The organism is Streptomyces sp. NPDC051105 (assembly GCF_040682795.1).
Lineage (GTDB): Bacteria > Actinomycetota > Actinomycetes > Streptomycetales > Streptomycetaceae > Streptomyces.
This window is the reverse complement of the sequence record NZ_JBFBBR010000016.1, coordinates 50,829-72,075: the sequence shown is the minus strand read 5'-3', so window position 1 is coordinate 72,075 and position 21,247 is coordinate 50,829. Positions and strand designations below refer to the sequence as shown.

Here is a 21,247-nt window from a genome sequence, read left to right as displayed (position 1 = left end):
TGGTGGTCTACACCACTCAGTGGTGTAGACCTGTTGTACACGATGGGGGCGTTATAAGGAACCCGTCAATTCCGCAACCGGAGAACTACGCTTTGTACGCCATGCGTGGACCGTCCCTCAGACCTTGGTGACGTCCTCCACTTCGTCCTCCGGCTCCCTTCCCGGCGTCTTCAGGTCGAACCTCGTGATGGCGAACCGGAAGATCACGTAGTAGACGGCCGCGAAGCACAGCCCGATCGGGATGATGGCCCAAGGCCTGGTCGCCAGGTTCCAGTTGATGACGTAGTCGATGAGCCCCGCCGAGAAACTGAACCCGTCGTGCACCCCGAGCCCCCACGTCACCGCCATCGACACCCCCGTCAGCAGCGCGTGCACCGCGTACAGCAACGGGGCGATGAAGAGGAACGAGTACTCGAGCGGCTCGGTGATCCCCGTGACGAACGACGTCAGCGCCACCGACAGCATCAGACCGCCGATCTCCTTGCGCCGGTGCGGCTTCGCACAGTGCGTCATGGCGAGCGCGGCCGCCGGCAACGCGAACATCATGATCGGGAAGAACCCCGAGGTGAACTGGCCCGCATGCGGATCGCCCGCCAGGAACATGTTGATGTCCCCGTGCACCGTCTGCCCGTCGGGCGTGGTGTAACTGCCGAACTGGAACCAGATGGGCACGTTCAGGAACTGGTGCAGACCGATGACGAGCAACGCCCGGTTCGCGAGCCCGAACACCCCCGCACCCCCCGCACCCGCCTCCCGCAGCCAGTGGCTGAAACTCTCCAGCCCGGCACCGACCGGCGGCCACACCCACAGGCACAGCACCGCGAAGACGATCGCGACGAACGACATCATGATCGGCACCAGCCGCCGCCCGTTGAAGAACCCGAGCCAGTCCACCAGCCTCGTGCGATGGAAACGGGCCCAGAAGTAGGCCGCCAGCAACCCCATCGCGATCCCGCCGAAGACACCGGGGTTCTGGAACGTGAACGTCGACACCGAGCCGTCCCGCACCTGGCAGCCGATCCCCGGCAGCGTCCTGGACCCGCCCGGACAGTCCTCCGGGAACTGATGCAGCACCCCGTAGTAGACGAGGAACCCCGCCACCGCCGCCAACGCCGTCGACCCGTCCGCCTTCTTCGCCATCCCGATCGCAACCCCGACACAGAACAGCAACGGAAGCCCGATCGACCCGTCGAGCAGCGCGCCGCCCGCCCCCTTCATCACCTGGGAGACGACCGTCCAGCCAAGACCCTGGTCGCCGAACACATCAGGCTGCCCCAGCCGGTTGAGGATCCCCGCCGCCGGCAGCACCGCGATCGGCAACTGCAGGCTCCGACCCATTTTTTGCAACCCCTGGAAAAGGGCGTTCCACCGCTCCCGCGCGGGACCGGCCGTGCTGTCGGCGCTCTCGGCAGTCATGGGCGCGTCCTCCGGGCCGCTCGGCTCCACCGCAGGGGTTTGGCGACCGCCCGCCCGCTGGTGTAGACCAGTTGACGACGGTTCCGCCGCAGTGCTCGCCATCATTCGGCAGGCGCGGCACGGCCGCTCGAAAAGTTGGGCCAACTGTGGGTTACTGCGACAAAGCGGTTCGGATCAGGGAGAAGGAACATGGCCAGCAAGGCTGAGAAGATCGTCGCCGGCCTCGGCGGAATCGAGAACATCGACGAGATCGAAGGCTGCATCACCCGGCTGCGCACCGAGGTGCACGACGCCTCGAAGGTCGACGACGCCGCCCTGAAAGCCGCTGGAGCCCACGGCGTCGTCAAGATGGGCAACGCCATCCAGGTCGTCATCGGTACCGACGCCGACCCGATCGCCGCGGAGATCGAGGACATGATGTAAGGCTCTCCGCTCACCCCGAAGGGGCTCCTCCCGCCTCGGGACGAGCCCCTTCCGCCGCTCCCGATAGGCTCATGGCCATGTCTCGAATCGACGGCCGCACCCCCGAACAACTCCGCCCGGTCACCATCGAACGCGGCTGGAGCAAGCACGCCGAGGGCTCCGTCCTCGTCTCCTTCGGCGACACCAAGGTCTTCTGCACCGCCTCCGTCACCGAAGGCGTCCCCCGCTGGCGCAAGGGCAGCGGCGAGGGCTGGGTCACCGCGGAGTACTCCATGCTCCCCCGCGCCACCAACACCCGCGGCGACCGCGAGTCCGTCAAGGGCAAGATCGGCGGCCGCACCCACGAGATCTCCCGCCTCATCGGCCGCTCCCTGCGCGCGGTCATCGACTACAAGGCCCTCGGCGAGAACACCATCGTCCTCGACTGCGACGTCCTCCAGGCCGACGGCGGCACCCGCACCGCGGCGATCACCGGCGCGTACGTGGCGCTCGCCGACGCCGTCACCTGGGCGAAGGAGCGCAAGCTCGTCAAGGCCGGCCGCCAGCCCCTGACCGGCACGGTCTCGGCCGTCTCCGTCGGCATCGTCGGCAAGGTCCCCCTCCTCGACCTCTGCTACGAGGAGGACGTCAAGGCCGAGACCGACATGAACGTCGTCTGCACCGGCGACGGCCGCTTCGTCGAGGTCCAGGGCACCGCCGAGGCCGAACCCTTCGCCCGTGACGAACTCGACGCCCTCCTCGACCTCGCCGTCGCCGGCTGCAACGATCTCGCCGCGATCCAGCGGGCCGCGCTCGAAGCCACCCTCACCGCAAAGTAAAGGGAACCCAAAAACCCGAGGTACGACAGGGCAACCAGGGCGGGCGGCCCCGCGTCCCCATAGGTACGGGCGCACGGCGTGAACAACCGTGCGCTCGGCCAGTCGTACACAACGGGAGGGGAACACCGTCATGGCCGCCAGCCGACGCCGAGGACACCGAGGCCGCAGCACCGCCCTCGCCGCCGTAGCCGCGACCACCGCACTCGCCGCCGCCCTGCTCACCGGCTGCGACGCCGTGAACAAGGCCCTGGACTGCGTACAGACCGCCGACTCCATCGCCGACAGCGTCACCGACCTCCAGCAGGCCGTGGAGAACGCGGCGAACGACCCCACCCAGGCCGACGCCTCCCTCGACTCCATCCAGAGCAACCTGAAGAAGATCGGCGACAGGACCGACGACGCCGACGTCAACAAGGCCGTCGACGACCTCGACAAGGCCGTGGACAACGTCCGCACGGCCATCAGGAACGGCGACTCGACCCCCGACGTCACCCCGGTCACCGACGCGGCCGGCGAACTGACCAAGGTCTGCACGCCGTAACCCGCCCGCCGGGCCCTTGGGATACTGCGTGTCATGACGACCCGCCTGATCCTCGCCACCCGCAACGCCGGGAAAATCACCGAACTCCGCGCCATCCTCGCCGAGGCGGGGCTGACCCACGAGCTGGTGGGCGCCGACGCGTATCCCGACATCCCCGACGTCAAGGAGACGGGCGTCACCTTCGCCGAGAACGCGTTGCTCAAGGCCCACGCCCTCGCCCAGGCCACCGGCCTCCCCGCGGTGGCCGACGACTCCGGCCTCTGCGTGGACGTCCTGAACGGCGCCCCCGGCATCTTCTCCGCCCGCTGGGCCGGCCGCCACGGCGACGACAAGGCCAACCTGGACCTCCTCCTGGCCCAGCTCTCGGACATCGCCGACGAACACCGGGGCGCCCACTTCGCCTGCGCGGCGGCACTGGCGCTGCCGGACGGCACGGAACGTGTGGTCGAGGGCCAACTGCGGGGCACCCTCCGCCACACCCCGTCCGGCACGAACGGCTTCGGCTACGACCCGATCCTCCAGCCGGAGGGCGAGACGAGGACGTGCGCGGAACTGAGCCCGGAGGAGAAGAACGCGATCAGCCACCGGGGGAAGGCGTTCCGGGGGCTGGTGCCGGTGGTGCGGGAGCTGTTGGGCTGAGGAGCGAGAGAGGGGCCGCCCGGACGGGCGGCCCTCTGCTGGGTGCGGCCGGTGGGACTCGAACCCACACGGGATTTCTCCCACGGGCACCTAAAACCCGCGCGTATCGCCTATTTCGCCACGACCGCCCCAAAACGGACATTCTCTAGAGCTGCCGTTTTGCTTCGCCCAGTGTACGGGGCTACGCCTTTCGACGTGCGCCTCCTCGGCACCAGGTGGCCGTGACCGTATGGCAGTTCGGGCATGGCGACCGCAGGTGGTCCCTCGGTTGTCGCGCCGCTCTCCGCTGATGTGATCGACAAACGGCCCGCGCCGGGTCGCTCCCGGTGCGGGCCGTCGGTGGCAGGTGAGGGGGTCAGATGCCGAGGTCCTTGATGATCTTGGCTACGTGGCCGGTGGCACGGACGTTGTAGAGGGCTCGTTCCACCTTGCCCTCCTCGTCGACGATGATCGTGGAGCGGATGACGCCCAGGTAGGTCTTGCCGTAGTTCATCTTCTCGCCGTACGCGCCGTACGCGTCCAGGACCTTCTTGTCCGGGTCGGCGACGAGGGTGACCTTGAGGTTCTCCTTGTCGCGGAACTTGCCGAGTTTCTCCGGCTGGTCGGGGGAGACGCCGATGACGTCGTAGCCCGCGCCGGCCAGCAGGTCGAGGTTGTCCGTGAAGTCGCAGGCCTGCTTCGTGCAGCCGGGCGTCAGCGCGGCCGGGTAGAAGTAGACGATGACCTTGCGGCCCTTGCGGGCGGAGAGGGACACCTCGTTGCCGTCGGCGTCGGGGAGGGTGAAGTCGGGGGCTACGTCCCCGGGCTGGAGTCGCTCGCTCATCGGTCCAGCGTAACGGGGGGTCCTGACAGTGCGAGGGCGGCGAGAACTGACACACTGTCCAGGACAGGGAGCACGGGAGACTTCGGAGGCCCACGGTGGCGGACACGTCGGACATCAGAACCCCGGCGCAGATCGAGGCGGACATCAAGCGCCGCCGCGATGTGCTGGCCGAGACGCTGGACGAGATCGGGGTGCGGGTGCATCCGAAGACCATCGTCGGCGATGCGAAGGCCAAGGTCGCGGCCAACGTCGATCACACCCTCGGGCGGGCCTACGTCCAGGTCAACCGGGTCGTGAGCGAGGTGCGGGCGCAGTTCGTGGACGAGGAGGGCGCGCCGCGGCTCGAGCGTGTGGTGCCGGTCGCCCTCGTGGCCGTGGGCGTGGTCGGTCTGCTCGTGTTCGGTAACCGGCGGCGTAAGAGCTGAGCAGAAGCAGGTAGGTTCAAAGGCGTGAGCGCCAACAGAAACGACACCCATCACGACAAGCTGCCCATTCGTATGCTGCACGACCGGGTTCTGGTCAAGCAGGAGACCGGTGAGGGTGAGCGGCGGTCGGGCGGCGGGATTCTCATTCCCGCCACGGCGGCCGTCGGGCGCCGGCTGGCCTGGGCCGAGGTGGTCGCGGTCGGGCAGAACGTGCGGACGGTGGAGCCCGGTGACCGGGTGCTGTACGACCCGGAGGACCGTGCCGAGGTCGAGGTGCGCGGGGTGGCGTATGTCCTGATGCGCGAGCGCGATCTGCACGCGGTGGCCGCCGACCGGTTCGAGGGCTCGGAGGACTCGACCGGCCTGTATCTGTAACCGGCCGTCCGCGAGTCGATGGTAAAAGAGGGCTGGTGACTGTGGTCACCAGCCCTCTTCGCGGTCACTGACCGGGCGTGACGCCGGCCGGCTACTGGAATCCGAAGCCGCCGCCGTCGTCGCCCGCCGTCGTTCCGGTCGTGGTGCCGCCGTCGGTGGTTCCGGACGTCGTACCCGTACTGGTGCCGTCGGTGGTGGTGCCGTTGGAGGTTCCGGAGTCGCTGCCCGAGGTCGTCGTACCGGAGTCGGTGCCGGAGGTCGTCGTACCGGACGTGGTCGAGCCGTCGGTGGTGGAGCCGTCCGTGGTGGAGCCGTCCGTGGTGCCCGCGGTGGTGGAGCCGTCCGTCGTGCCGCCGTTGTCCTGGCCGCCGCCGGTGGTGCCGCCGTTGTCCTGGTCCCCGCCGGTGGTGCCGCCGTTGTCCTGGCCGCCGGTGCCCGGGGTGGCCGGGTTCTGGGTGGCCGGGGCCACGGTCTCGGCGCCGGGCTGGAGGTCGAGGTCGAAGGCGGAGGCCGCGACGCCCTCCAGGGCGTCCTTGGTGTACTGCGACCAGATCTCGGTGGGGGCGCCGCCGCCGTTGATACGGGCGAGGCCGAGCGCGCCGTACAGCGACTTGTGGGCGGCCGTGACCGGGTCCTGGCCCATCACGGAGACGACGGTGGCGAGGTCGGGGGTGTAGCCCGCGAACCAGGCGGCGGTGTCCTCCTCGGCGGTGCCGGTCTTGCCGGCCGCGGGGCGGCCCGCGGCCTGGGCGGAGGTGGCGGTGCCGTTCTCGACGACGCTCTGCAGGATCGAGGTGGTGGTGTCGGCGGCCTGCCGGCTGATGGCCTGCTTGGTCACCGACCGGGGCAGCTTGATCTCCTGCGTGGCGTCCTTGGTGATCTTCTCGACCATCGTGTACGTGCCGTGCTTGCCGTGGTTGGCGAGCGTGGCGTAGGCCTCCGCCATGTCCAGGACGCTGGCGGTGGCGGTGCCGAGGGCGATGGACGGGTACGGCTGGAGGTCCTTGGTGTCGGCCGGGATGCCCAGGTCGACGGCGGTCTGCTTGACCTTGGACGGGCCGACGTCGACGGCCATCTGCGCGTACACCGCGTTCACCGAGAGGTCGGTGGCCTTGCGGACGGTGATCTGGCCGTACGACTTCTCGTCCTCGTTCTCCGGTGCGTAGCTGCCGCCGGACCAGCCCTGGACGGGGCGCTTGTCGGTGCCGTCGTAGTAGGTGTTCGGCGTGATGGTCTGGCCGGACTGGGTGGTGGAGTCGTTGTCGACGGCGGAGGCGAAGACGAAGGGCTTGAAGGTGGAGCCGACCTGGAAGTCACCGCGGGTCGCGCCGTTGGTGTACTGCTTCACGTAGTCGATGCCGCCGTACAGGGCGACGACCTTGCCGGTCTTCGGGTCGACCGAGGCGCCGCCGGCGCGCACGTAGTTGTCGGCCTTGTTGTTCTTCTTGTCCAGCTTGGACATCAGCTTGTCGTCGACCGCCTTGACGAAGGCGTTCTGCTTGTCCTTCTCGATGGTGGTGGTGATGCGGTAGCCGCCGGCCTCCAGGGCGTCCGCGTCGATGATCTTGTTCTTGACGAGGTAGCTCTTGACCGCCTCGACGAGGTAGCCGCGCTGCCCGGACATGCCGGTGGAGGCGGTCTGCTCCCTGGGCATCGGGAACTTCATGCCGGTCCGCTCGGACTGGCTGAGCCAGCCCTTCTTGACCATGCCGTCCAGGACGTAGTTCCAGCGGGCGACGGCCGCCGCCTTGTTCTCGGGGTGGGCGACGACGTCGTACTCGCTGGGCGCGTTGACGAGGGCGGCGAGGTAGGCGGCGCGGGCCGGGTCGAGGTCGGTGGCGTCCTTGCCGTAGTAGGCCTGGGCGGCGGCCTGGATGCCGTAGGCGTTGCGGCCGAAGTAGCTGGTGTTGAGGTAGCCCTCGAGGATCTCGTCCTTGGACTCGCTGCGGTCCAGCTTGATCGAGATGAAGAACTCCTTCACCTTGCGGGTGACGGTCTGTTCCTGGGCGAGGTAGTAGTTCTTCACGTACTGCTGGGTGATCGTCGAGCCGGACTGGGTGCCCTTGCCGGTCGCGGTGTTCCAGGCGGCGCGCAGCATCGCCTTGGGGTCGACGGCGGACTCGGTGTAGAAGTCGCGGTCCTCGGCGGCGAGCACGGCGTGCTGGGCGTCCTTGGAGACCTGGGCGAGGGTGACGTTCTCCCGGTTGACCTCGCCGTCGCGGGCGAGCTGGGAGCCGTCGGCGTACAGGTACACGTTGGACTGCTTGGTGGCGAACGCGTTGGCCGCCGGGATCTTCACCATCGAGTAGCCGAGGAAGAACAGGCCGATGAGCAGGAGTATCCCGATCACGAAGGTGCCGAGCAGCATGCGCCAGGTGGGGAGGATCCGCCGCCATCCGGTCCGCTTGGGTCGCTTCATCTTCTTCTTGCCCCCGTTCGTCGGCACGTCGGCCGCGGGCGGCTCCGCCCCGGGCGCCGTGGGCGCGAGGGGAGCGGTGACCGCGGTGACCGCCGTGGGCGTTTCCGCCTTCGGCGCCCTGACCGCCGCGAGCTGCCGTGTCTGCGTGTCCTGGCTGTCCTGGCTGTCCTGCCGGTCCTGTGTGTCCTGTCTGTTCTCGGCCGCCGCGGGCGGGCGCGCCCTCGGCACCGTGACCGCCGCGAGCTGACGCGTCTGCGTGTCCTGCGGGTCCTGCCTGCCCTCGGCCGCCGCCTTCGGCGGTGCGGTCGTCCTGTCGCCCGCCGGTGGCTGCTCCGCCCTCGCCCGCCCGGCCGCCGCGGGCGGCTCCGGCTGCTTCGCCTCGGCCACCGGCTGCGGCGGGGTCTGCTTCTCCTCGGCCGCGGCCGGCGGCTCCGTCGGGCCTCCGCCGCCCTGGTTCGGCTGTTGCGGCTGCGGCTCGTCGTTCATGTAGTGCACGGACTCCTGTTTCGCGTCGTACGTTCGTTCCCGTACGACCTCGTACGCCTCTGCGCCCCCTGATGAAGACTCTCGCACCGTGCGTTCCGTTCCCGGATTCCGGCACGCTTCGGTCACGGAAATTGCGTGGCCTGCGATGTCGTCCGCGCAGTAGGCTCCTGCGCTTCGGTGTCGGGCGGTCCGGGAGGTCGGTTGGCGTGGGCGCTGGACGGTTGTACACGGCCGTCGCTGCGGGGGGTTTCAGACGGTACGCGACGTATCGGGCGGCCACCGCGGCCGGGGTGTTCACCAATACGGCCTTCGGAATCATCCTCGTCTACACGTACGTGGCGCTGTGGGACGAGAAACCGCACCTCGGAGGCTATGACCAGGCACAGGCGGTGACCTATGTGTGGCTGGGACAGTGCCTTTACGCGACCCTCGCGATCCAGGGCGGGGGCGTGGAAAAAGACCTGATGGAGCGTATCCGTACGGGCGCGATCGCGATCGACCTGTACCGTCCGGCCGATCTTCAACTGTGGTGGCTGGCGACCGATTTGGGTCGCTCGCTGTTCCAGATGCTGGGACGGGGGGTGATCCCCTTCCTGGTCGGCGCGGTGTTCTTCCCGATGGCGCTGCCCGCGGACACCGGTACCTGGGCCGCCTTCCTGGTCGCGCTGCTCCTGGCGATGCTCGTCAGCTTCGGCATCCGCTACCTGGTCGCGCTGAGCGCGTTCTGGCTGATGGACGGGATGGGCGTCAACCAGGTCCTGATGATCACGGGGATCTTCTTCTCGGGCATGACCCTGCCGCTGAACGTCTTCCCGGGCGCCTTCGGCGAGGTCGTCCGCGTCCTGCCCTGGGCGGCGCAGATCCAGATGCCGGCGGACGTGCTGATGGGGGAGACCGGTGTGGCGGGGGCGCTCGCCTTCCAGAGCGCGTGGGCGGTGGCGCTGCTGGCGGCGGGGCGGCTGCTCCAGACGGCGGCGACGCGACGGGTGGTGGTGCAGGGTGGGTGAGCGTGTCCGGGAGGGCCTTCGGGCGTACCTGTTGATCGCCGGGATGTGGATCCGTTCCACGATGATCTACCGGACCTCCTTCGTCATCACGATGGCCGGGAACCTGCTGGTGACCGGCCTGGACTTCGCCACGATCCTGCTGATGTTCTCGCAGGTCGACTCGCTCGGCGGCTGGTCGCTGCCCGAGGTGGCCTTCCTGTACGGCCTGTCGGCGACCGCGTTCGGCGTCGCCGACCTGGTGCTGGGCTCGATGGACGTGCTGGGCACCCGGATCCGCGACGGCTCCTTCGACACGCTGCTGGTCCGGCCGGCCCCGGTGCTGGCCCAGATCGGCGCGGACCACTTCGCGCTGCGCCGCCTCGGCCGGATCACCCAGGGCGCGGTGGTGCTGGGCTGGGCGCTGGTCTCCGTGGACGTCGCGTGGACGCCGGCGAAGGTGCTGCTGATCCCGCTGATGCTGGCCGCCGGCGCGGCGATCTTCTGCGCCCTGTTCGTGGCGGGCGCGGCCTTCCAGTTCCTGGCGCAGGACGCGGCGGAGGTGCAGAACGCGTTCACGTACGGCGGTACGACGCTGCTCCAGTACCCGCCGACGGTGTTCGGGAAGGACTTCGTACGCGGGGTGACGTTCACGCTGCCGCTGGCCTTCGTCAACTGGGTGCCGGCCGCGTATGTGCTGGGGCGGCCGTATCCGCTGCGGCTGCCGGTGTGGACGGCGTGGTCGTCGCCGCTGGTGGCGGTGGTGTGCTGCGTGCTGGCGGGGCTCGCATGGCGGGCGGGCCTCAGGGCGTATCGAAGTACTGGCAGCTGATCCGATGACCGGAGTGGGGAGAGCTGATCTGATGTCGGACATGTCCGGCGGGGCCGACGGGTCCGGTGAGGTGTTCATCGAGGTCGACGGGGTGGAGAAGGTCTTCGAGGTCCGCAAGAAGGCCGGGTTCCTTAAACGGGAACGCCGGCAGGTACGGGCGGTCGACTCGCTCTCCTTCACGGTGGCGCGCGGCGAGATGGTCGGCTACATCGGCCCGAACGGCGCCGGGAAGTCGACCACGATCAAGATGCTGACGGGCATCCTGACCCCGAGCGGCGGCCGGCTCCGGGTGGCCGGCATCGACCCGTCCCGCGAGCGTACGAAACTGGCCCACCGCATCGGCGTCGTCTTCGGCCAGCGCACCACCCTGTGGTGGGACCTCCCCCTGATCGACTCCTACCGCCTGATGCACCGCATGTACCGCATCCCGGACGCCCGTTACGCCGAGAACCTGGACCGCCTGGTCGAACTCCTCTCCCTGGAGAGCCTGCTGGACGTCCCGGTGCGGCAGCTCTCGCTCGGCCAGCGGATGCGCGGCGACATCGTGGCGGCGCTGCTGCACGACCCGGACGTGCTGTACCTCGACGAGCCGACGATCGGCCTGGACGTGATCTCGAAGGCCAAGGTCCGCGACTTCCTCCGCGAACTGAACACCGAACGCGGCACCACGGTCCTGCTCACCACCCACGACCTCCAGGACATCGAGCAGTTGTGCTCGCGCGTGATGGTCATCGACCACGGGCGGCTGATGTACGACGGTCCGCTCGCCGGCCTGCACGAGGCGGGGGAGAGCGAACGGACCCTGGTGGTGGACCTGGAGCGGGAGCTGCCGCCGGTGGAGGCGGGCGGGTCGGCGCGGGTGGTGAAGGTGGAGGGGCCGCGGCAGTGGCTGGCGTTCCCGGCGTCGGAGTCGGCGGCGCCGCTGGTGGCGCGGATCGCGGCGGAGTATCCCCTGGTGGACCTGTCCGTCCGGGAACCGGACATCGAGACGGTGATCGCGAAGATGCTGCGTTCCCTGGAGACACCGGGGACATCGGAGACACCGGGGACATCGGAGACACCGGGGACATCGGAGACACCGGTGGCATCGGGGGACGCCCCTCAACCTCCTTCGGAGCGCACGACGGCATAGTGCCCGCCGACCGGAACTCGTAGTCTGCACCCATGACCGACGATGCCCCGGAGCTGCGTGCCTCCGACGCCGATCGCGAACGAGTCACCGAGATCCTCAGGGACGCCCTCGCGGAGGGGCGGCTCGACATGGAGGAGTTCGAGGAGCGGCTGGAGGCGACGTACAAGGCCCGCACGTACGGTGAGCTGACGCCGATCACCAGGGACCTCCCCGCGGCGGCCGGTGCGCCGGCGGTGCCGATGTCGCTGAGCAAGCCGCCGGCGGAGAGCGGCAGTTGGGGAAGCCGGATAGTCGGCGGCGAGGGCTCGTCCTCCTGGGCGGTGGCCGTGATGTCCGGCTTCCAGCGCAAGGGCCGCTGGACGGCGCCCAAACGCTTCAACAGCCTCGTGTTCTGGGGCGGCGGCGAGATCGACCTGCGCGAGGCGAACTTCGCGGACCGGGAGATCGAGATCAACTGCGTCGCGATCATGGGCGGAATGAACGTGATCGTGCCGCCGGGCGTCGAGGTCGTGATGCGGGGCATCGGCATCATGGGCGGCTTCGACCACCGCGAGGAGGGCACCCCGCCGGACCCGGCCGCACCGAGGGTGATCGTGACGGGTTTCGCCTTCTGGGGCGGCGTCCAGGTGGAACACAAGGTCACCAGAGCAGAACGCCAACGCCTCAAGGAGGAACGCCGCCAGGAGAAACTGGACCGCAAGACCTCCCGCCACGAACTGCACGCGGCCCGCCACGAGTGGCGCGAGGACCGCAGAGCCGAACGGGAGGACCGCCGCGAGGACCGGGCCCGCCGAAGGCACGGCCACCACTAGATCGGCGCCGGGACTGTTGAACGCCGGCGGGGCGGCCAACCCAGGGGCGCGGGGCTGTTTCATATGCGGCTCCGCCGCGTGGGCGCGACCGGCCCCCACCGCCCCGCGGGCAACCACCGGCCCCACCGCCCCGCGGGCAACCACCGGCCGTCGGCCGGTTCGGCATCGCCGGACGGCGGTGGTGGCGTGGCTGATCGCCGTTGCGGCGGGAGTTGAGGGGCGCTCGCTCACAGTTCCGTCGAGGCGGCTTCCCTCAGGTCGGTCAGGTCGAACGTGTCGGCCATCTTCGCGAAGCCGCCGTCGTTCGGGTGGAGATGGTCGCCGGAGTCGTAGTAGGGGCGGAGGCGGTTCGGGGCGTAAGGGTCCCGCAGCGCCTTGTCGAAGTCGGTCACCGCGTCGTACACCCGCCCCGACCGGATCCGCTCGTTGATCTCCTGGCGAACCGTTTCCCTCGCCGGTGTCCAGCCCCGGTGGCCCTGGAAGGGCATCAGCGTCGCCCCCACCACCGTGAACCCGCGCGCGTGGGCCGCGCGGACGAGCGAGCGCAGCCCGGCGACGACCGCGTCGGGGTCGGCCAGCCGACGCTCGCGCAGGATGTCGTTGATCCCGAGATCGATGACGACGACCTTGACGTCCGGACGGGACAGCACGTCACGGGCGAAGCGGCCGACACCGCTCTCGTTCTCCGCCGGCCGCCCGAGCCCGTCCGCGAGGACCTGGTTGCCGCTGATCCCCTCGTTGACCACGCTGTAGCGCGGCACGTCGGAGCCCCCCGCCACGGCTCGCCGCAGCCGCCCCGCCAGCACGTCCGGCCAGCGCCGGTTGGCCCCCTCCGTCGAGGTGATCCCGTCGGTCAGCGAGTCCCCGAACACCACCACCGTGCCGTCGGAGTCGTCGCTGAGCACGTCCAGCGCGGTGAGATACCGCCAGTACGGCGTCTGCCCGGTGTACGCGGACGCGCCCGCGTCCTCCGTACGGTCGCCGTCCGCGACATAGGACACCTGGCGAGCCCGCGGGTGATAGGTCACCGGCCCGGACGGCGTCGGGGAGTACGTGGTGACCAGCACGTCCGCGCCCCGCGGCACCCGGATCGCCACCGTGTCGCTGACCACCTCCCCGCCCGCCGGCACGACGACGGACGCGGAGCCGCCGAAGGTGAGCCGCCGCATCGTCCCGGCGTCGGCCGCGGCCGTGTCGTGGCCGGCCGCGAGGGCGACCGAGGCGTGGGTGAGGGTGAGCGCCGACTGGCCGTACAGGTTGGAGAGCGTGATCCGGGCACTCGTACCGGACGCGGTCGTGTGCACGACGTTGCGCACCGACCGGCCCGCCAGCCCGTTCGTCTCGGTGCCCGGCTCGCCGCCCACCGGGGACGCCGACCAGGCGCCGACCCAGGTACCGGCCGACACGGGTGCCGCCGAGGCGCCGTGGTGGCGGCCGGCTCCGTCCGCGTCGGCGCCGCCGCGGGACGTGTCGTCGGCGGCGACGCCTGCGTAGAGGGCGGCGGACAGGGCCACGATCAGCGCGACGATCGCGCTGAGCAGGGCGTAACCGTGGTGACGCCGGGTCATGCGTGTTCAGTTCTCCTCGACCGAGGGCAGGCCACTGACGGACGGGCCTGCCGGAATTTCCCGAACAGACAGACGACGGGAACTCTTGTTCCGTTCCAGGAGTAGGTCAGCAAGGGACAATATGTGCGGGATCACCATGAGGGTGGGACCGGCTGCGAACGGGTGGAGCAGATGGCGGAACGTACGCACACGCCGGACGGCGACGGCCGGGCGGCCGGACAGGCGGGCGGCCGGGTGGCGGGCACCACCCCGGCCCCGGTCCCGACGCAGACGCCGTCCTACAAGTCCATGAACGCCTTCACGCCCGCCGACGAGGAGCGCCAGCGCGGCGTACGGCAGATGAAGCGTATGGCGACCGGCCTGCTGCTGTTCGTCGCGCTGGTGTACGCGCTGGCCACGTGGGCGTCCGGCGAGGGCGCGGGAGTCTGGGCGGACTACGTCGCCGCGGCCGCAGAGGCGGGCATGGTCGGCGCGATGGCCGACTGGTTCGCGGTCACCGCGATCTTCCGGCACCCCCTCGGTGTGCCCATCCCGCACACCGCGATCATCCCCCACAAGAAGGACCAGCTCGGCGTCTCGCTGGGCGAGTTCGTCGGCGAGAACTTCCTCTCCCAGGACGTCGTACGACAGCGGTTGCGCGCCGTCGGCATCGCCGGCCGGCTCGGCGCGTGGCTGGCGGAGCCGAAGAACGCCGACCGGGTGACGGCCGAGCTGGCGACCGCGCTGCGCGGCGCCCTGACCGTGCTGCGGGACTCCGACGTGCAGGCCGTGGTGGGCGAGGCGATCACCCGGCGGGCCGACGCCCAGGAGATCGCCCCCGGCATCGGCAAGATGCTGGACCGGGTGGTCGCCGACGGCGGTCACAAACGGGTCGTGGACCTGGTCGTCTCCCGGGCGTACGACTGGCTGGTGCAGCACGGGGACTCCGTCATGGACGCCGTCCAGGGCGGGGCGCCCGGCTGGACGCCCCGGTTCGTGGACCGGCGGGTCGGCGAGCGCGTCTACAAGGAGCTGCTGCGCTTCTGCTCCGAGATGCGGGACATGCCGTCGCACCCGGCGCGCGGCGCCCTCGACCGTTTCCTCACGGACTTCGCGAACGACCTCCAGTCCGACACCGACACCCGGGCCCGGGTCGAGCGGCTCAAGGGCGAGGTCCTGGGCCGGGGCGAGGTGCAGGACCTGATCGCGTCCGCCTGGACGGCCGTACGGTCCATGATCGTCTCGGCGGCGGAGGACGAACGCAGCGAGCTGCGGCTGCGCGTCCGCGCCTCCCTGATCTCGCTCGGCGCCCGGATGGCCGACGAAGCCAAGGTCCAGGACAAGGTCGACAGCTGGGTGGAGGGCGCGGCCGTGCATGTCGTGTCGACCTACCGCAAGGAGATCACCTCCCTGATCACCGACACCGTCGCGGGCTGGGACGCCGAGCACACCACCCGGAAGATCGAGGCGCACATCGGGCGTGATCTGCAGTTCATCCGGATCAATGGCACGGTGGTGGGGTCACTGGCCGGAGTGCTGATCTTCACGGTGTCGCGGGCGCTGGGCGCGTAGGACGCCTTCGAGCGCTTCAACGGCCCGGGACCGGGCACCCGACCGGGGGTTTCGGTTCCTTTACGGCCGAGGAGGCGCGGATGGCAACGGGTGCGGACGTGGGCGTGGACGGCATGGACGGCGGCAGCGGCCACGGGCGGACGATCACCACCCGCATCCCGGCCCGCCTGGACCGCCTGCCCTGGTCCCGCTGGCACTGGACGATCGTCATCGGCCTCGGCACGGTCTGGATCCTGGACGGCCTGGAGGTCACGGTCGTCGGCAACATCGCGAGCCGCCTGTCGGAACCGGGCAGCGGGCTGGCGATTTCGGCGTCCCAGGTCACCGGTACGGCGGCCGCGCTGTACGTGGCCGGCGCCTGCTTCGGTGCCCTCTTCTGGGGCCGCCTGACCGACCGCCACGGCCGCAAGAAGCTCTTCATGATCACCCTGGTGGTCTATCTGGCCGCCACCGCCCTGACCTCGATCTCCTTCGCTCCCTGGTGGTTCTTCGTCTTCCGCTTCCTGACCGGCTTCGGCATCGGCGGCGAGTACGCGGCGATCAACTCCGCGATCGACGAACTGATCCCGTCGTACTACCGCGGCCGCGTCGACCTGATCATCAACGGCAGCTTCTGGGTGGGTGCGGTCGGCGGCTCGCTGCTCTCGATCGTCGCCCTGAACACGGACTTCCTGGCGAAGGACGTGGGCTGGCGCCTGACCTTCGCGCTGGGGGTGGTCCTGGGCCTGGTCATCCTGCTGGTACGACGGAACGTCCCGGAGAGCCCGCGCTGGCTGCTGATCCACGGCAGGGAGCGGGAGGCGGAGGAGATCGTCTCCTCCATCGAGCGTCAGGTGGAGGCGGAGAAGGGCGAGCCGCTCCCCGAACCGGAGAGCGAGCTGGTGATCCACCAGCGGTCCGGTGTCAGCTTCCGGGAGATCGCCCGCACGGTCTTCCACGACTACCGCCGCCGGGCCGTCCTCGGCTTCTCCCTCTTCGTCGGCCAGGCGTTCCTCTACAACGCGATCACCTTCGGCTTCGGCGTGATCCTCACGACGTTCTTCGACGTGCCGACGGGGGACACCGGCTATTACTTCGCGGTCATCGCGGTCGGCAACTTCCTCGGCCCCCTGCTGCTGGGCAAGCTCTTCGACACGGTGGGGAGGAAGGTGATGATCTCCTCGACATACCTCGGGTCGGGGCTGCTCCTCTTCGTCACGGCCTGGCTGTTCGGCCAGGGCGTGCTGACGGCGGGCACGCTGACGGCGTGCTGGTGCGCGGTCCTGTTCCTGGCGTCGGCGGGAGCGTCCAGTGCGTACCTGACGGTGTCCGAGATCTTCCCGATGGAGACGAGGGCCATGTCGATCGCGTTCTTCTACGCGCTGGGCACGGCGGCCGGCGGCATCAGCGGGCCCCTGCTGTTCGCCGACCTGACGGGGACGGGGAAGGTGGGCGACACGGTGCTGGCCTTCCAGATCGGGGCGGGGCTGATGTGCGCGGCGGGGCTGGTGGCTGCCTTGTGCGCGGTGAAGGCGGAGCGGCGGTCCCTGGAGGACATCGCGACACCACTGGCGGCGACGCCACCGGGCGGGACGGCGAAGGCGCCCGCGTAGGGCGGCGGAGGCGGTACGCGCGGTGGGGGCGGTGGACGACAGCGGCCAGGGGCCTTCGGCCGCCCGGCCGCCCGCTGGCCCGGCCGCCCGCTGGCCCGGCCGAAGGGGTGGGCTCTCAGCGGCCCAGTGACACGGCTGCCGCCAGGCAGGCGGCGCCTGTGCACACGGCCAGTGTCCATCCCGCACAGCGTGCCCGCAGCCCGCGGTACCGCCGCTCGTACTCGCCCCGCAGGGAGACACACCGGGCGGCGATCCGTTCGAGGTCCTGCCGGGCGCGCTTGAGGCTGTCCTCCACGTAGTGGCGTTCGACCTCGTCACGCTGTGCCGTGGTCAGCCAGTCCAGGCGCCCGGTGAACTCCCGGGCCCGCTGTTCGGCCTCCGCGATCCTGGCCCGCCACAGCAGGTATCCCTCCACCTCGTTGGCGAGGTCTCCGTCGGCTCCCCGCTGCGGCGTGCCGCCCACCCGGTGTCCCGCGTCGGTCATGAGTGGACGCCGTGGGCCTCGGCCTCGGCGAGGGCGATGTCGGGGTGGTGCAGGTCGAACGCCGGGGATTCGCTGCGGATCCGCGGCAGGGTGACGAAGTTGTGCCGCGGCGGCGGGCAGGAGGTCGCCCACTCCAGCGAACGGCCGTAGCCCCACGGGTCGTCGACGGCGACCGGCTTGCCGTACCTGGCCGTCTTCCACACGTTGTATAGGAACGGCACCATCGACAGGCCGAGCAGGAACGAACCGATCGACGAGACCGTGTTCAGCGCGGTGAAGCCGTCGGCCGCCAGGTAGTCGGCGTACCGGCGTGGCATGCCCTCGGCGCCCAGCCAGTGCTGGACCAGGAACGTGGTGTGGAAGCCGATGAACAGCGTCCAGAAGGTGATCTTGCCGAGCCGTTCGTCGAGCATCTTGCCGGTGAACTTGGGCCACCAGAAGTGGAAGCCGGAGAACATCGCGAAGACGACCGTGCCGAAGACCACGTAGTGGAAGTGGGCCACCACGAAGTACGAGTCGGAGACGTGGAAGTCCATCGGCGGCGAGGCCAGGATGACCCCGGTCAGACCACCGAACAGGAACGTCACGAGGAAGCCCGTCGCCCACAGCATCGGAGTCTCGAACGACACCGAGCCCTTCCACATGGTGCCGATCCAGTTGAAGAACTTCACCCCGGTCGGTACCGCGATCAGGAAGGTCATGAAAGCGAAGAAGGGGAGCAGGACGCCGCCGGTGACGTACATGTGGTGCGCCCAGACGGTGATGGACAGGCCGGCGATCGAGATGGTGGCCGCGACCAGGCCCATGTAGCCGAAGACCGGCTTGCGGGAGAAGACCGGGAGCACCTCGGTCACGATGCCGAAGAACGGCAGCGCGATGATGTACACCTCCGGGTGGCCGAAGAACCAGAAGAGGTTCTGCCACAGGAGCGCGCCGCCGTTCGCCGCGTCGAAGATGTGGGCGCCGAACTTGCGGTCCGCCTCCAGCGCGAACAGCGCCGCGGCGAGGACCGGGAAGGCGAAGAGGACCAGGACGGCGGTCAGCAGCACGTTCCAGGTGAAGATCGGCATGCGGAACATGGTCATGCCGGGGGCGCGCATGCAGATGATCGTGGTGATGAAGTTGACCGCGCCGAGGATGGTGCCGAAGCCGGAGAAGGCCAGACCCATGATCCACATGTCGGAGCCGAGGCCCGGTGAGCGGATCGCGTCCGACAGCGGGGTGTAGGCGAACCAGCCGAAGTCGGCCGCGCCCTGCGGGGTGAGGAAGCCGCCGACCGCGATGGTCGAGCCGAACAGGTAGAGCCAGTAGGCGAACATGTTCAGCCGCGGGAAGGCGACGTCCGGCGCCCCGATCTGGAGCGGCATGATCCAGTTCGTGAAGCCCGCGAACAGTGGTGTCGCGAACATCAGCAGCATGATCGTGCCGTGCATCGTGAACGCCTGGTTGTACTGCTCCTTCGAGATGATCTGCAGACCGGGGCGGGCGAGTTCGGCGCGCATGAGCAGCGCCATCACACCGCCGATCAGGAAGAACGCGAACGACGTGCTCAGATACAGCGTGCCGATCGTCTTGTGGTCGGTGGTGGTGAACCACTTGACCATCACGTTGCCGGGCTGCCGGCCTCGCAGCGGCACCTCGCTGTCGTAATGCGGGACGGCCGAGTGCTCGGGTTCGTTGAGAACGGTCACCTGTGTGTGTCTCCAGACGCTCGCGGTTCCCCCGCACCATGGCTGACTCTCCGGCCATCCTGGCCGCTCGAAGCGGGGAGAGAAGCCCTGAGCCGCCCGCCGTACGGCCGAACGGGCGATCAGGACCCACGAGTGGAGCAAGCCCGGCGCCCGTCCGGCCCGGCGGACGGCTCCTAGCCGGCCCGGCGCCCTCGCTCCCGCCCGCGCCTCCGCAGCAACAGCAGCCCGCCCGCGAGCGCGGTGATCCCCGTGGCCGCGGTCCATCCGACGACGTCACCGGAGCCGGTGGCGGCGAGGTCGCCGCCCTTGCCCATGACCGACGGGGAGGAGGACGCCGACGCCGACGCGGACGCGGAAGCCGGTGCCGTCGGACCAGGGGAGGACGTCGCATCCGCTGCCGCCTCCGTCCGGTCCCGCGTGAACGCCAACGTCCCGAAGCCCAGTTGGTCGTACCCTCCGCTGTTCGGCCCGTAGTCCCCGCCGCCGCCCTCCGGCGCGGCCTTCGCCGCGATCCGGGTGACGTACGTCGCCGGCATGCCCCGCCGCCTGGTGTAGTGGTTGGCGATCATCGCCCAGATGGGTCGCGTCATCGACGGATCGACGCCCGCCGCGGCCGTCACCGTCTCGCTCCCCGACCACCCCCCGATCGCTCCCTTGCGCCGCGTGCTCGCGGTGAACGGCACCCGCCCGCCCAGGCTCCACTTGGCGACGTACTGCGCCCCCTTGAGGAACCGGCTGTCGTCGTACCCGTACAGGTCGATCCCCTGGTTCCAGGCCATCTCGCACAACGTGCCCATGAGCCCGACGCCGAGCAGCGCGTGCCCCTGGTCGCGCCCCGCCTCCAGCCACTCGCCCAGCCCGCCGTCCGCCCCCTCGTCGTACACGACGGGAATGGCGTTTCCGATCGCCCCGAGCCCGTCGCCGTGCTTGAAGTAGTCGACCGCGCGGGCGACCTGGGCGCGGTCGTCGCAGAAGACGCCGGTGGCGAGGACGCAGGCCATGGCGGCGAGGTCCCAGTTGGTCCAGTAGTTGGAGACGACGGCGCCGTTGTGCCGGACGAGGAAGTCGTCGCTGACCGCGCCGAAGTACTTGCTCAGCATCTCCTGGAAGCGGGCGAGCTCGAAGTCCCCGTGGTCACGGACGAGTTCGGCGGCGTTCGCGAACTGGTAGCCGTACAGGCCGGCGGCCAGGAACCGGTCGGCGGACCCGTTGACCGCGGTGAGGGTGGACGACCAGGCGTTGAGGACGGCGACGGCGGTGTCGGCGTACGCGCTCTCGCCGGTGACGTGGTAGCGCAGGGCGTTCTGGTAGGCGGCGTGGATGTCGTTGTAGAGGAGCGCGTAGTTCTCCGGGGTGCCCGAGCCCCGGTACACGACGGCCTGCGGCCGCGCCTGCCAGCCGCTCTGCGCGTGCCGGTTGGCGGTGAGCCGGGCGAACCCGGCCGAGTAGGGTGCGGCGCCCGCCTTCACCTTGGCGGCCATGCGGTCGAGATCGGTACGGGTGTGCAGCAGGCCGGGATGGGCGAAGGCCCCGTCGGCCGCCGCGGCGGGACGGCCCGCCGCGGCGATCCCCGCGGCGGCCCCCACCGCCACTCCCGAGGCCTTCAGCAGGCTCCGGCGGCTGATCTGTCGAGTCATGTGCATGCCCTGGGAGACGAACCGGCAGGGCCCCGATAACAGAAACCCGGAGCCGACCGCTCAGGCGCCGGTCGTCGACCCCGGCCGCACGATCATCAGAACCGTCACGGCGGCCCACAGCAGGTTGAACACCCCGGTGCACATGGCGAGTCGGGCCGTGGCCTGCCGCGTGACACCCTTCGCGCCGCCCTCCGTGACGCCCTCCGTGACGCCCTCCACCAGCGCGCCCTGACGGGGCAGCACCAGCGCGGCGAGGACGACGGCCGCGAGGGCGGTGAGCGCGATCGACGTGATCAGCCAGGCACTGCCCAGCACGTGCATGGTGCTCGCGGTGGCGAACCCGAACACGGGGACGACGACACCGACGACGGCGTACACCCGGCAGATCCGGTACAGCAGCTGGAGGGTCTCGGCGGCCCGGACGTCGTCCGGTGCCTCGATGGCGCGCCGGGCGGCCGGCGGGAACATGCTGGCGGCGACGGTGACGGGACCGATCGCGACGATCGCCGCGAGGACATGGACGGCGAGGAGGAACTTGGTCACGGCCTCGACCGTAGGCGGCTGGAGGATCTTGCAGAAGCGGCAATATTGCCACCACTC

20 protein-coding genes and 1 tRNA gene are annotated in these 21,247 nt (G+C 69.9%); 12 read left to right on the top strand and 9 right to left on the bottom strand.

The features are described from left to right. Positions 1 to 117: 117 nt before the first annotated feature. Positions 118 to 1,416 carry a PTS transporter subunit EIIC gene (locus AB0N16_RS32555; protein ID WP_365802985.1) on the bottom strand — a complete coding sequence of 433 codons (1,299 nt, stop codon included), beginning with the start codon at positions 1,414 to 1,416 and terminating at the stop codon, positions 118 to 120. A gap of 189 nt (positions 1,417 to 1,605) precedes the next feature. Here AB0N16_RS32555 and AB0N16_RS32550 point away from each other — a divergent pair, with 189 nt between their 5' ends. The 4 genes from AB0N16_RS32550 (at position 1,606) to rdgB (ending at position 3,837) form a co-directional block, all read left to right on the top strand. Beyond that, on the top strand, positions 1,606 to 1,839 hold the full coding sequence (locus AB0N16_RS32550; protein WP_365802983.1) for a PTS glucose/sucrose transporter subunit IIB: 234 nt from the start codon (positions 1,606 to 1,608) through the stop codon (positions 1,837 to 1,839). A 77-nt stretch (positions 1,840 to 1,916) separates the two neighbouring features. After that, positions 1,917 to 2,657, top strand: coding sequence for a ribonuclease PH (rph, locus tag AB0N16_RS32545; RefSeq protein ID WP_365802981.1), 741 nt, complete (start codon positions 1,917 to 1,919; stop codon positions 2,655 to 2,657). Between the two features lie 130 nt (positions 2,658 to 2,787). After that, entirely contained in the window at positions 2,788 to 3,198 is a 411-nt protein-coding gene (locus tag AB0N16_RS32540; protein ID WP_365802979.1) for a hypothetical protein, read from the top strand. Positions 3,199 to 3,231: 33 nt separating this feature from the next. After that, the gene (gene rdgB / locus AB0N16_RS32535; protein WP_365802977.1) at positions 3,232 to 3,837 is read left to right on the top strand and encodes an RdgB/HAM1 family non-canonical purine NTP pyrophosphatase; all 606 of its coding nucleotides are present in this window, start codon (positions 3,232 to 3,234) and stop codon (positions 3,835 to 3,837) included. Positions 3,838 to 3,880: 43 nt separating this feature from the next. Here rdgB and AB0N16_RS32530 read toward each other — a convergent pair. Both AB0N16_RS32530 and bcp read right to left on the bottom strand, forming a co-directional pair. Further along, positions 3,881 to 3,965 (bottom strand) — tRNA-Leu (locus tag AB0N16_RS32530). A 227-nt stretch (positions 3,966 to 4,192) separates the two neighbouring features. Further along, entirely contained in the window at positions 4,193 to 4,660 is a 468-nt protein-coding gene (bcp, locus tag AB0N16_RS32525) for a thioredoxin-dependent thiol peroxidase (RefSeq protein WP_365802975.1), read from the bottom strand. Between the two features lie 95 nt (positions 4,661 to 4,755). On the opposite strand from bcp, the gene AB0N16_RS32520 reads away from it, so the two are divergent. Next, complete coding sequence (locus AB0N16_RS32520) at positions 4,756 to 5,085, top strand: DUF3618 domain-containing protein (RefSeq protein ID WP_365802973.1); 330 nt, start codon at positions 4,756 to 4,758, stop codon at positions 5,083 to 5,085. A gap of 24 nt (positions 5,086 to 5,109) precedes the next feature. Then, complete coding sequence (locus AB0N16_RS32515) at positions 5,110 to 5,460, top strand: co-chaperone GroES (protein ID WP_358922681.1); 351 nt, start codon at positions 5,110 to 5,112, stop codon at positions 5,458 to 5,460. Between the two features lie 91 nt (positions 5,461 to 5,551). Here AB0N16_RS32515 and AB0N16_RS32510 read toward each other — a convergent pair whose 3' ends face one another. After that, positions 5,552 to 7,879, bottom strand: a complete 2,328-nt coding sequence (locus AB0N16_RS32510) for a transglycosylase domain-containing protein (RefSeq protein ID WP_365803212.1) — start codon at positions 7,877 to 7,879, stop codon at positions 5,552 to 5,554. Between the two features lie 707 nt (positions 7,880 to 8,586). Here AB0N16_RS32510 and AB0N16_RS32505 point away from each other — a divergent pair. Genes AB0N16_RS32505 through AB0N16_RS32490 form a run of 4 tightly spaced genes read left to right on the top strand, consistent with a single transcriptional unit; the run spans position 8,587 to position 12,124 of the window. Then, positions 8,587 to 9,372 carry an ABC-2 family transporter protein gene (locus tag AB0N16_RS32505; RefSeq protein WP_365803210.1) on the top strand — a complete coding sequence of 262 codons (786 nt, stop codon included), beginning with the start codon at positions 8,587 to 8,589 and terminating at the stop codon, positions 9,370 to 9,372. After that, positions 9,365 to 10,180 (top strand): ABC transporter permease, encoded by an 816-nt coding sequence (locus AB0N16_RS32500; RefSeq protein ID WP_365802971.1) that lies wholly within the window; start codon positions 9,365 to 9,367, stop codon positions 10,178 to 10,180. Before AB0N16_RS32505 ends, AB0N16_RS32500 begins: the two co-directional genes overlap by 8 nt. A gap of 31 nt (positions 10,181 to 10,211) precedes the next feature. Then, on the top strand, positions 10,212 to 11,312 hold the full coding sequence (locus AB0N16_RS32495; protein ID WP_365802969.1) for an ATP-binding cassette domain-containing protein: 1,101 nt from the start codon (positions 10,212 to 10,214) through the stop codon (positions 11,310 to 11,312). A 32-nt stretch (positions 11,313 to 11,344) separates the two neighbouring features. Next, the gene (locus tag AB0N16_RS32490; protein WP_365802967.1) at positions 11,345 to 12,124 is read left to right on the top strand and encodes a DUF1707 domain-containing protein; all 780 of its coding nucleotides are present in this window, start codon (positions 11,345 to 11,347) and stop codon (positions 12,122 to 12,124) included. A gap of 227 nt (positions 12,125 to 12,351) precedes the next feature. Here the strand turns inward: AB0N16_RS32490 and AB0N16_RS32485 are convergent, their stop codons facing one another. Continuing rightward, positions 12,352 to 13,692, bottom strand: a complete 1,341-nt coding sequence (locus AB0N16_RS32485; protein ID WP_365802965.1) for an SGNH/GDSL hydrolase family protein — start codon at positions 13,690 to 13,692, stop codon at positions 12,352 to 12,354. A gap of 288 nt (positions 13,693 to 13,980) precedes the next feature. Here AB0N16_RS32485 and AB0N16_RS32480 point away from each other — a divergent pair, with 288 nt between their 5' ends. Both AB0N16_RS32480 and AB0N16_RS32475 read left to right on the top strand, forming a co-directional pair. Continuing rightward, positions 13,981 to 15,243, top strand: a complete 1,263-nt coding sequence (locus tag AB0N16_RS32480; RefSeq protein WP_365803208.1) for a DUF445 domain-containing protein — start codon at positions 13,981 to 13,983, stop codon at positions 15,241 to 15,243. Positions 15,244 to 15,323: 80 nt separating this feature from the next. Further along, positions 15,324 to 16,835, top strand: coding sequence for an MFS transporter (locus AB0N16_RS32475; protein ID WP_365802963.1), 1,512 nt, complete (start codon positions 15,324 to 15,326; stop codon positions 16,833 to 16,835). A 115-nt stretch (positions 16,836 to 16,950) separates the two neighbouring features. On the opposite strand, the gene AB0N16_RS32470 is transcribed toward AB0N16_RS32475, so the two are convergent. The 4 genes from AB0N16_RS32470 to AB0N16_RS32455 all read right to left on the bottom strand — a co-directional run bounded on the left by AB0N16_RS32470 (position 16,951) and on the right by AB0N16_RS32455 (position 21,190). Continuing rightward, positions 16,951 to 17,319, bottom strand: coding sequence for a cytochrome C oxidase subunit I (locus AB0N16_RS32470; protein ID WP_365802961.1), 369 nt, complete (start codon positions 17,317 to 17,319; stop codon positions 16,951 to 16,953). After that, complete coding sequence (gene ctaD, locus AB0N16_RS32465) at positions 17,316 to 19,010, bottom strand: cytochrome c oxidase subunit I (RefSeq protein ID WP_365802959.1); 1,695 nt, start codon at positions 19,008 to 19,010, stop codon at positions 17,316 to 17,318. The genes AB0N16_RS32470 and ctaD overlap by 4 nt, the downstream gene beginning before the upstream one ends. A 173-nt stretch (positions 19,011 to 19,183) precedes the next feature. Continuing rightward, positions 19,184 to 20,647, bottom strand: coding sequence for an alginate lyase family protein (locus tag AB0N16_RS32460; RefSeq protein WP_365802957.1), 1,464 nt, complete (start codon positions 20,645 to 20,647; stop codon positions 19,184 to 19,186). A 60-nt stretch (positions 20,648 to 20,707) separates the two neighbouring features. After that, a complete protein-coding gene (locus AB0N16_RS32455) occupies positions 20,708 to 21,190 on the bottom strand; it encodes a hypothetical protein (protein ID WP_365802955.1) in 483 nt (160 codons plus the stop codon). Positions 21,191 to 21,247: the final 57 nt, after the last annotated feature.

What these genes read in the sequence shown, in the direction of transcription:
- AB0N16_RS32510 (WP_365803212.1), bottom strand. Translation starts at nt 7,879, where the DNA reads ATGAAGCGACCCAAGCGGACCGGATGGCGGCGGATCCTCCCCACCTGG.
- rph (WP_365802981.1), top strand. Translation starts at nt 1,917, where the DNA reads ATGTCTCGAATCGACGGCCGCACCCCCGAACAACTCCGCCCGGTCACC.
- AB0N16_RS32540 (WP_365802979.1), top strand. Translation starts at nt 2,788, where the DNA reads ATGGCCGCCAGCCGACGCCGAGGACACCGAGGCCGCAGCACCGCCCTC.
- AB0N16_RS32480 (WP_365803208.1), top strand. Translation starts at nt 13,981, where the DNA reads ATGAACGCCTTCACGCCCGCCGACGAGGAGCGCCAGCGCGGCGTACGG.
- AB0N16_RS32470 (WP_365802961.1), bottom strand. Translation starts at nt 17,319, where the DNA reads ATGACCGACGCGGGACACCGGGTGGGCGGCACGCCGCAGCGGGGAGCC.
- AB0N16_RS32550 (WP_365802983.1), top strand. Translation starts at nt 1,606, where the DNA reads ATGGCCAGCAAGGCTGAGAAGATCGTCGCCGGCCTCGGCGGAATCGAG.
- AB0N16_RS32460 (WP_365802957.1), bottom strand. Translation starts at nt 20,647, where the DNA reads ATGACTCGACAGATCAGCCGCCGGAGCCTGCTGAAGGCCTCGGGAGTG.
- bcp (WP_365802975.1), bottom strand. Translation starts at nt 4,660, where the DNA reads ATGAGCGAGCGACTCCAGCCCGGGGACGTAGCCCCCGACTTCACCCTC.
- AB0N16_RS32475 (WP_365802963.1), top strand. Translation starts at nt 15,324, where the DNA reads ATGGCAACGGGTGCGGACGTGGGCGTGGACGGCATGGACGGCGGCAGC.
- AB0N16_RS32490 (WP_365802967.1), top strand. Translation starts at nt 11,345, where the DNA reads ATGACCGACGATGCCCCGGAGCTGCGTGCCTCCGACGCCGATCGCGAA.
- AB0N16_RS32495 (WP_365802969.1), top strand. Translation starts at nt 10,212, where the DNA reads ATGTCGGACATGTCCGGCGGGGCCGACGGGTCCGGTGAGGTGTTCATC.
- rdgB (WP_365802977.1), top strand. Translation starts at nt 3,232, where the DNA reads ATGACGACCCGCCTGATCCTCGCCACCCGCAACGCCGGGAAAATCACC.
- AB0N16_RS32485 (WP_365802965.1), bottom strand. Translation starts at nt 13,692, where the DNA reads ATGACCCGGCGTCACCACGGTTACGCCCTGCTCAGCGCGATCGTCGCG.
- AB0N16_RS32555 (WP_365802985.1), bottom strand. Translation starts at nt 1,416, where the DNA reads ATGACTGCCGAGAGCGCCGACAGCACGGCCGGTCCCGCGCGGGAGCGG.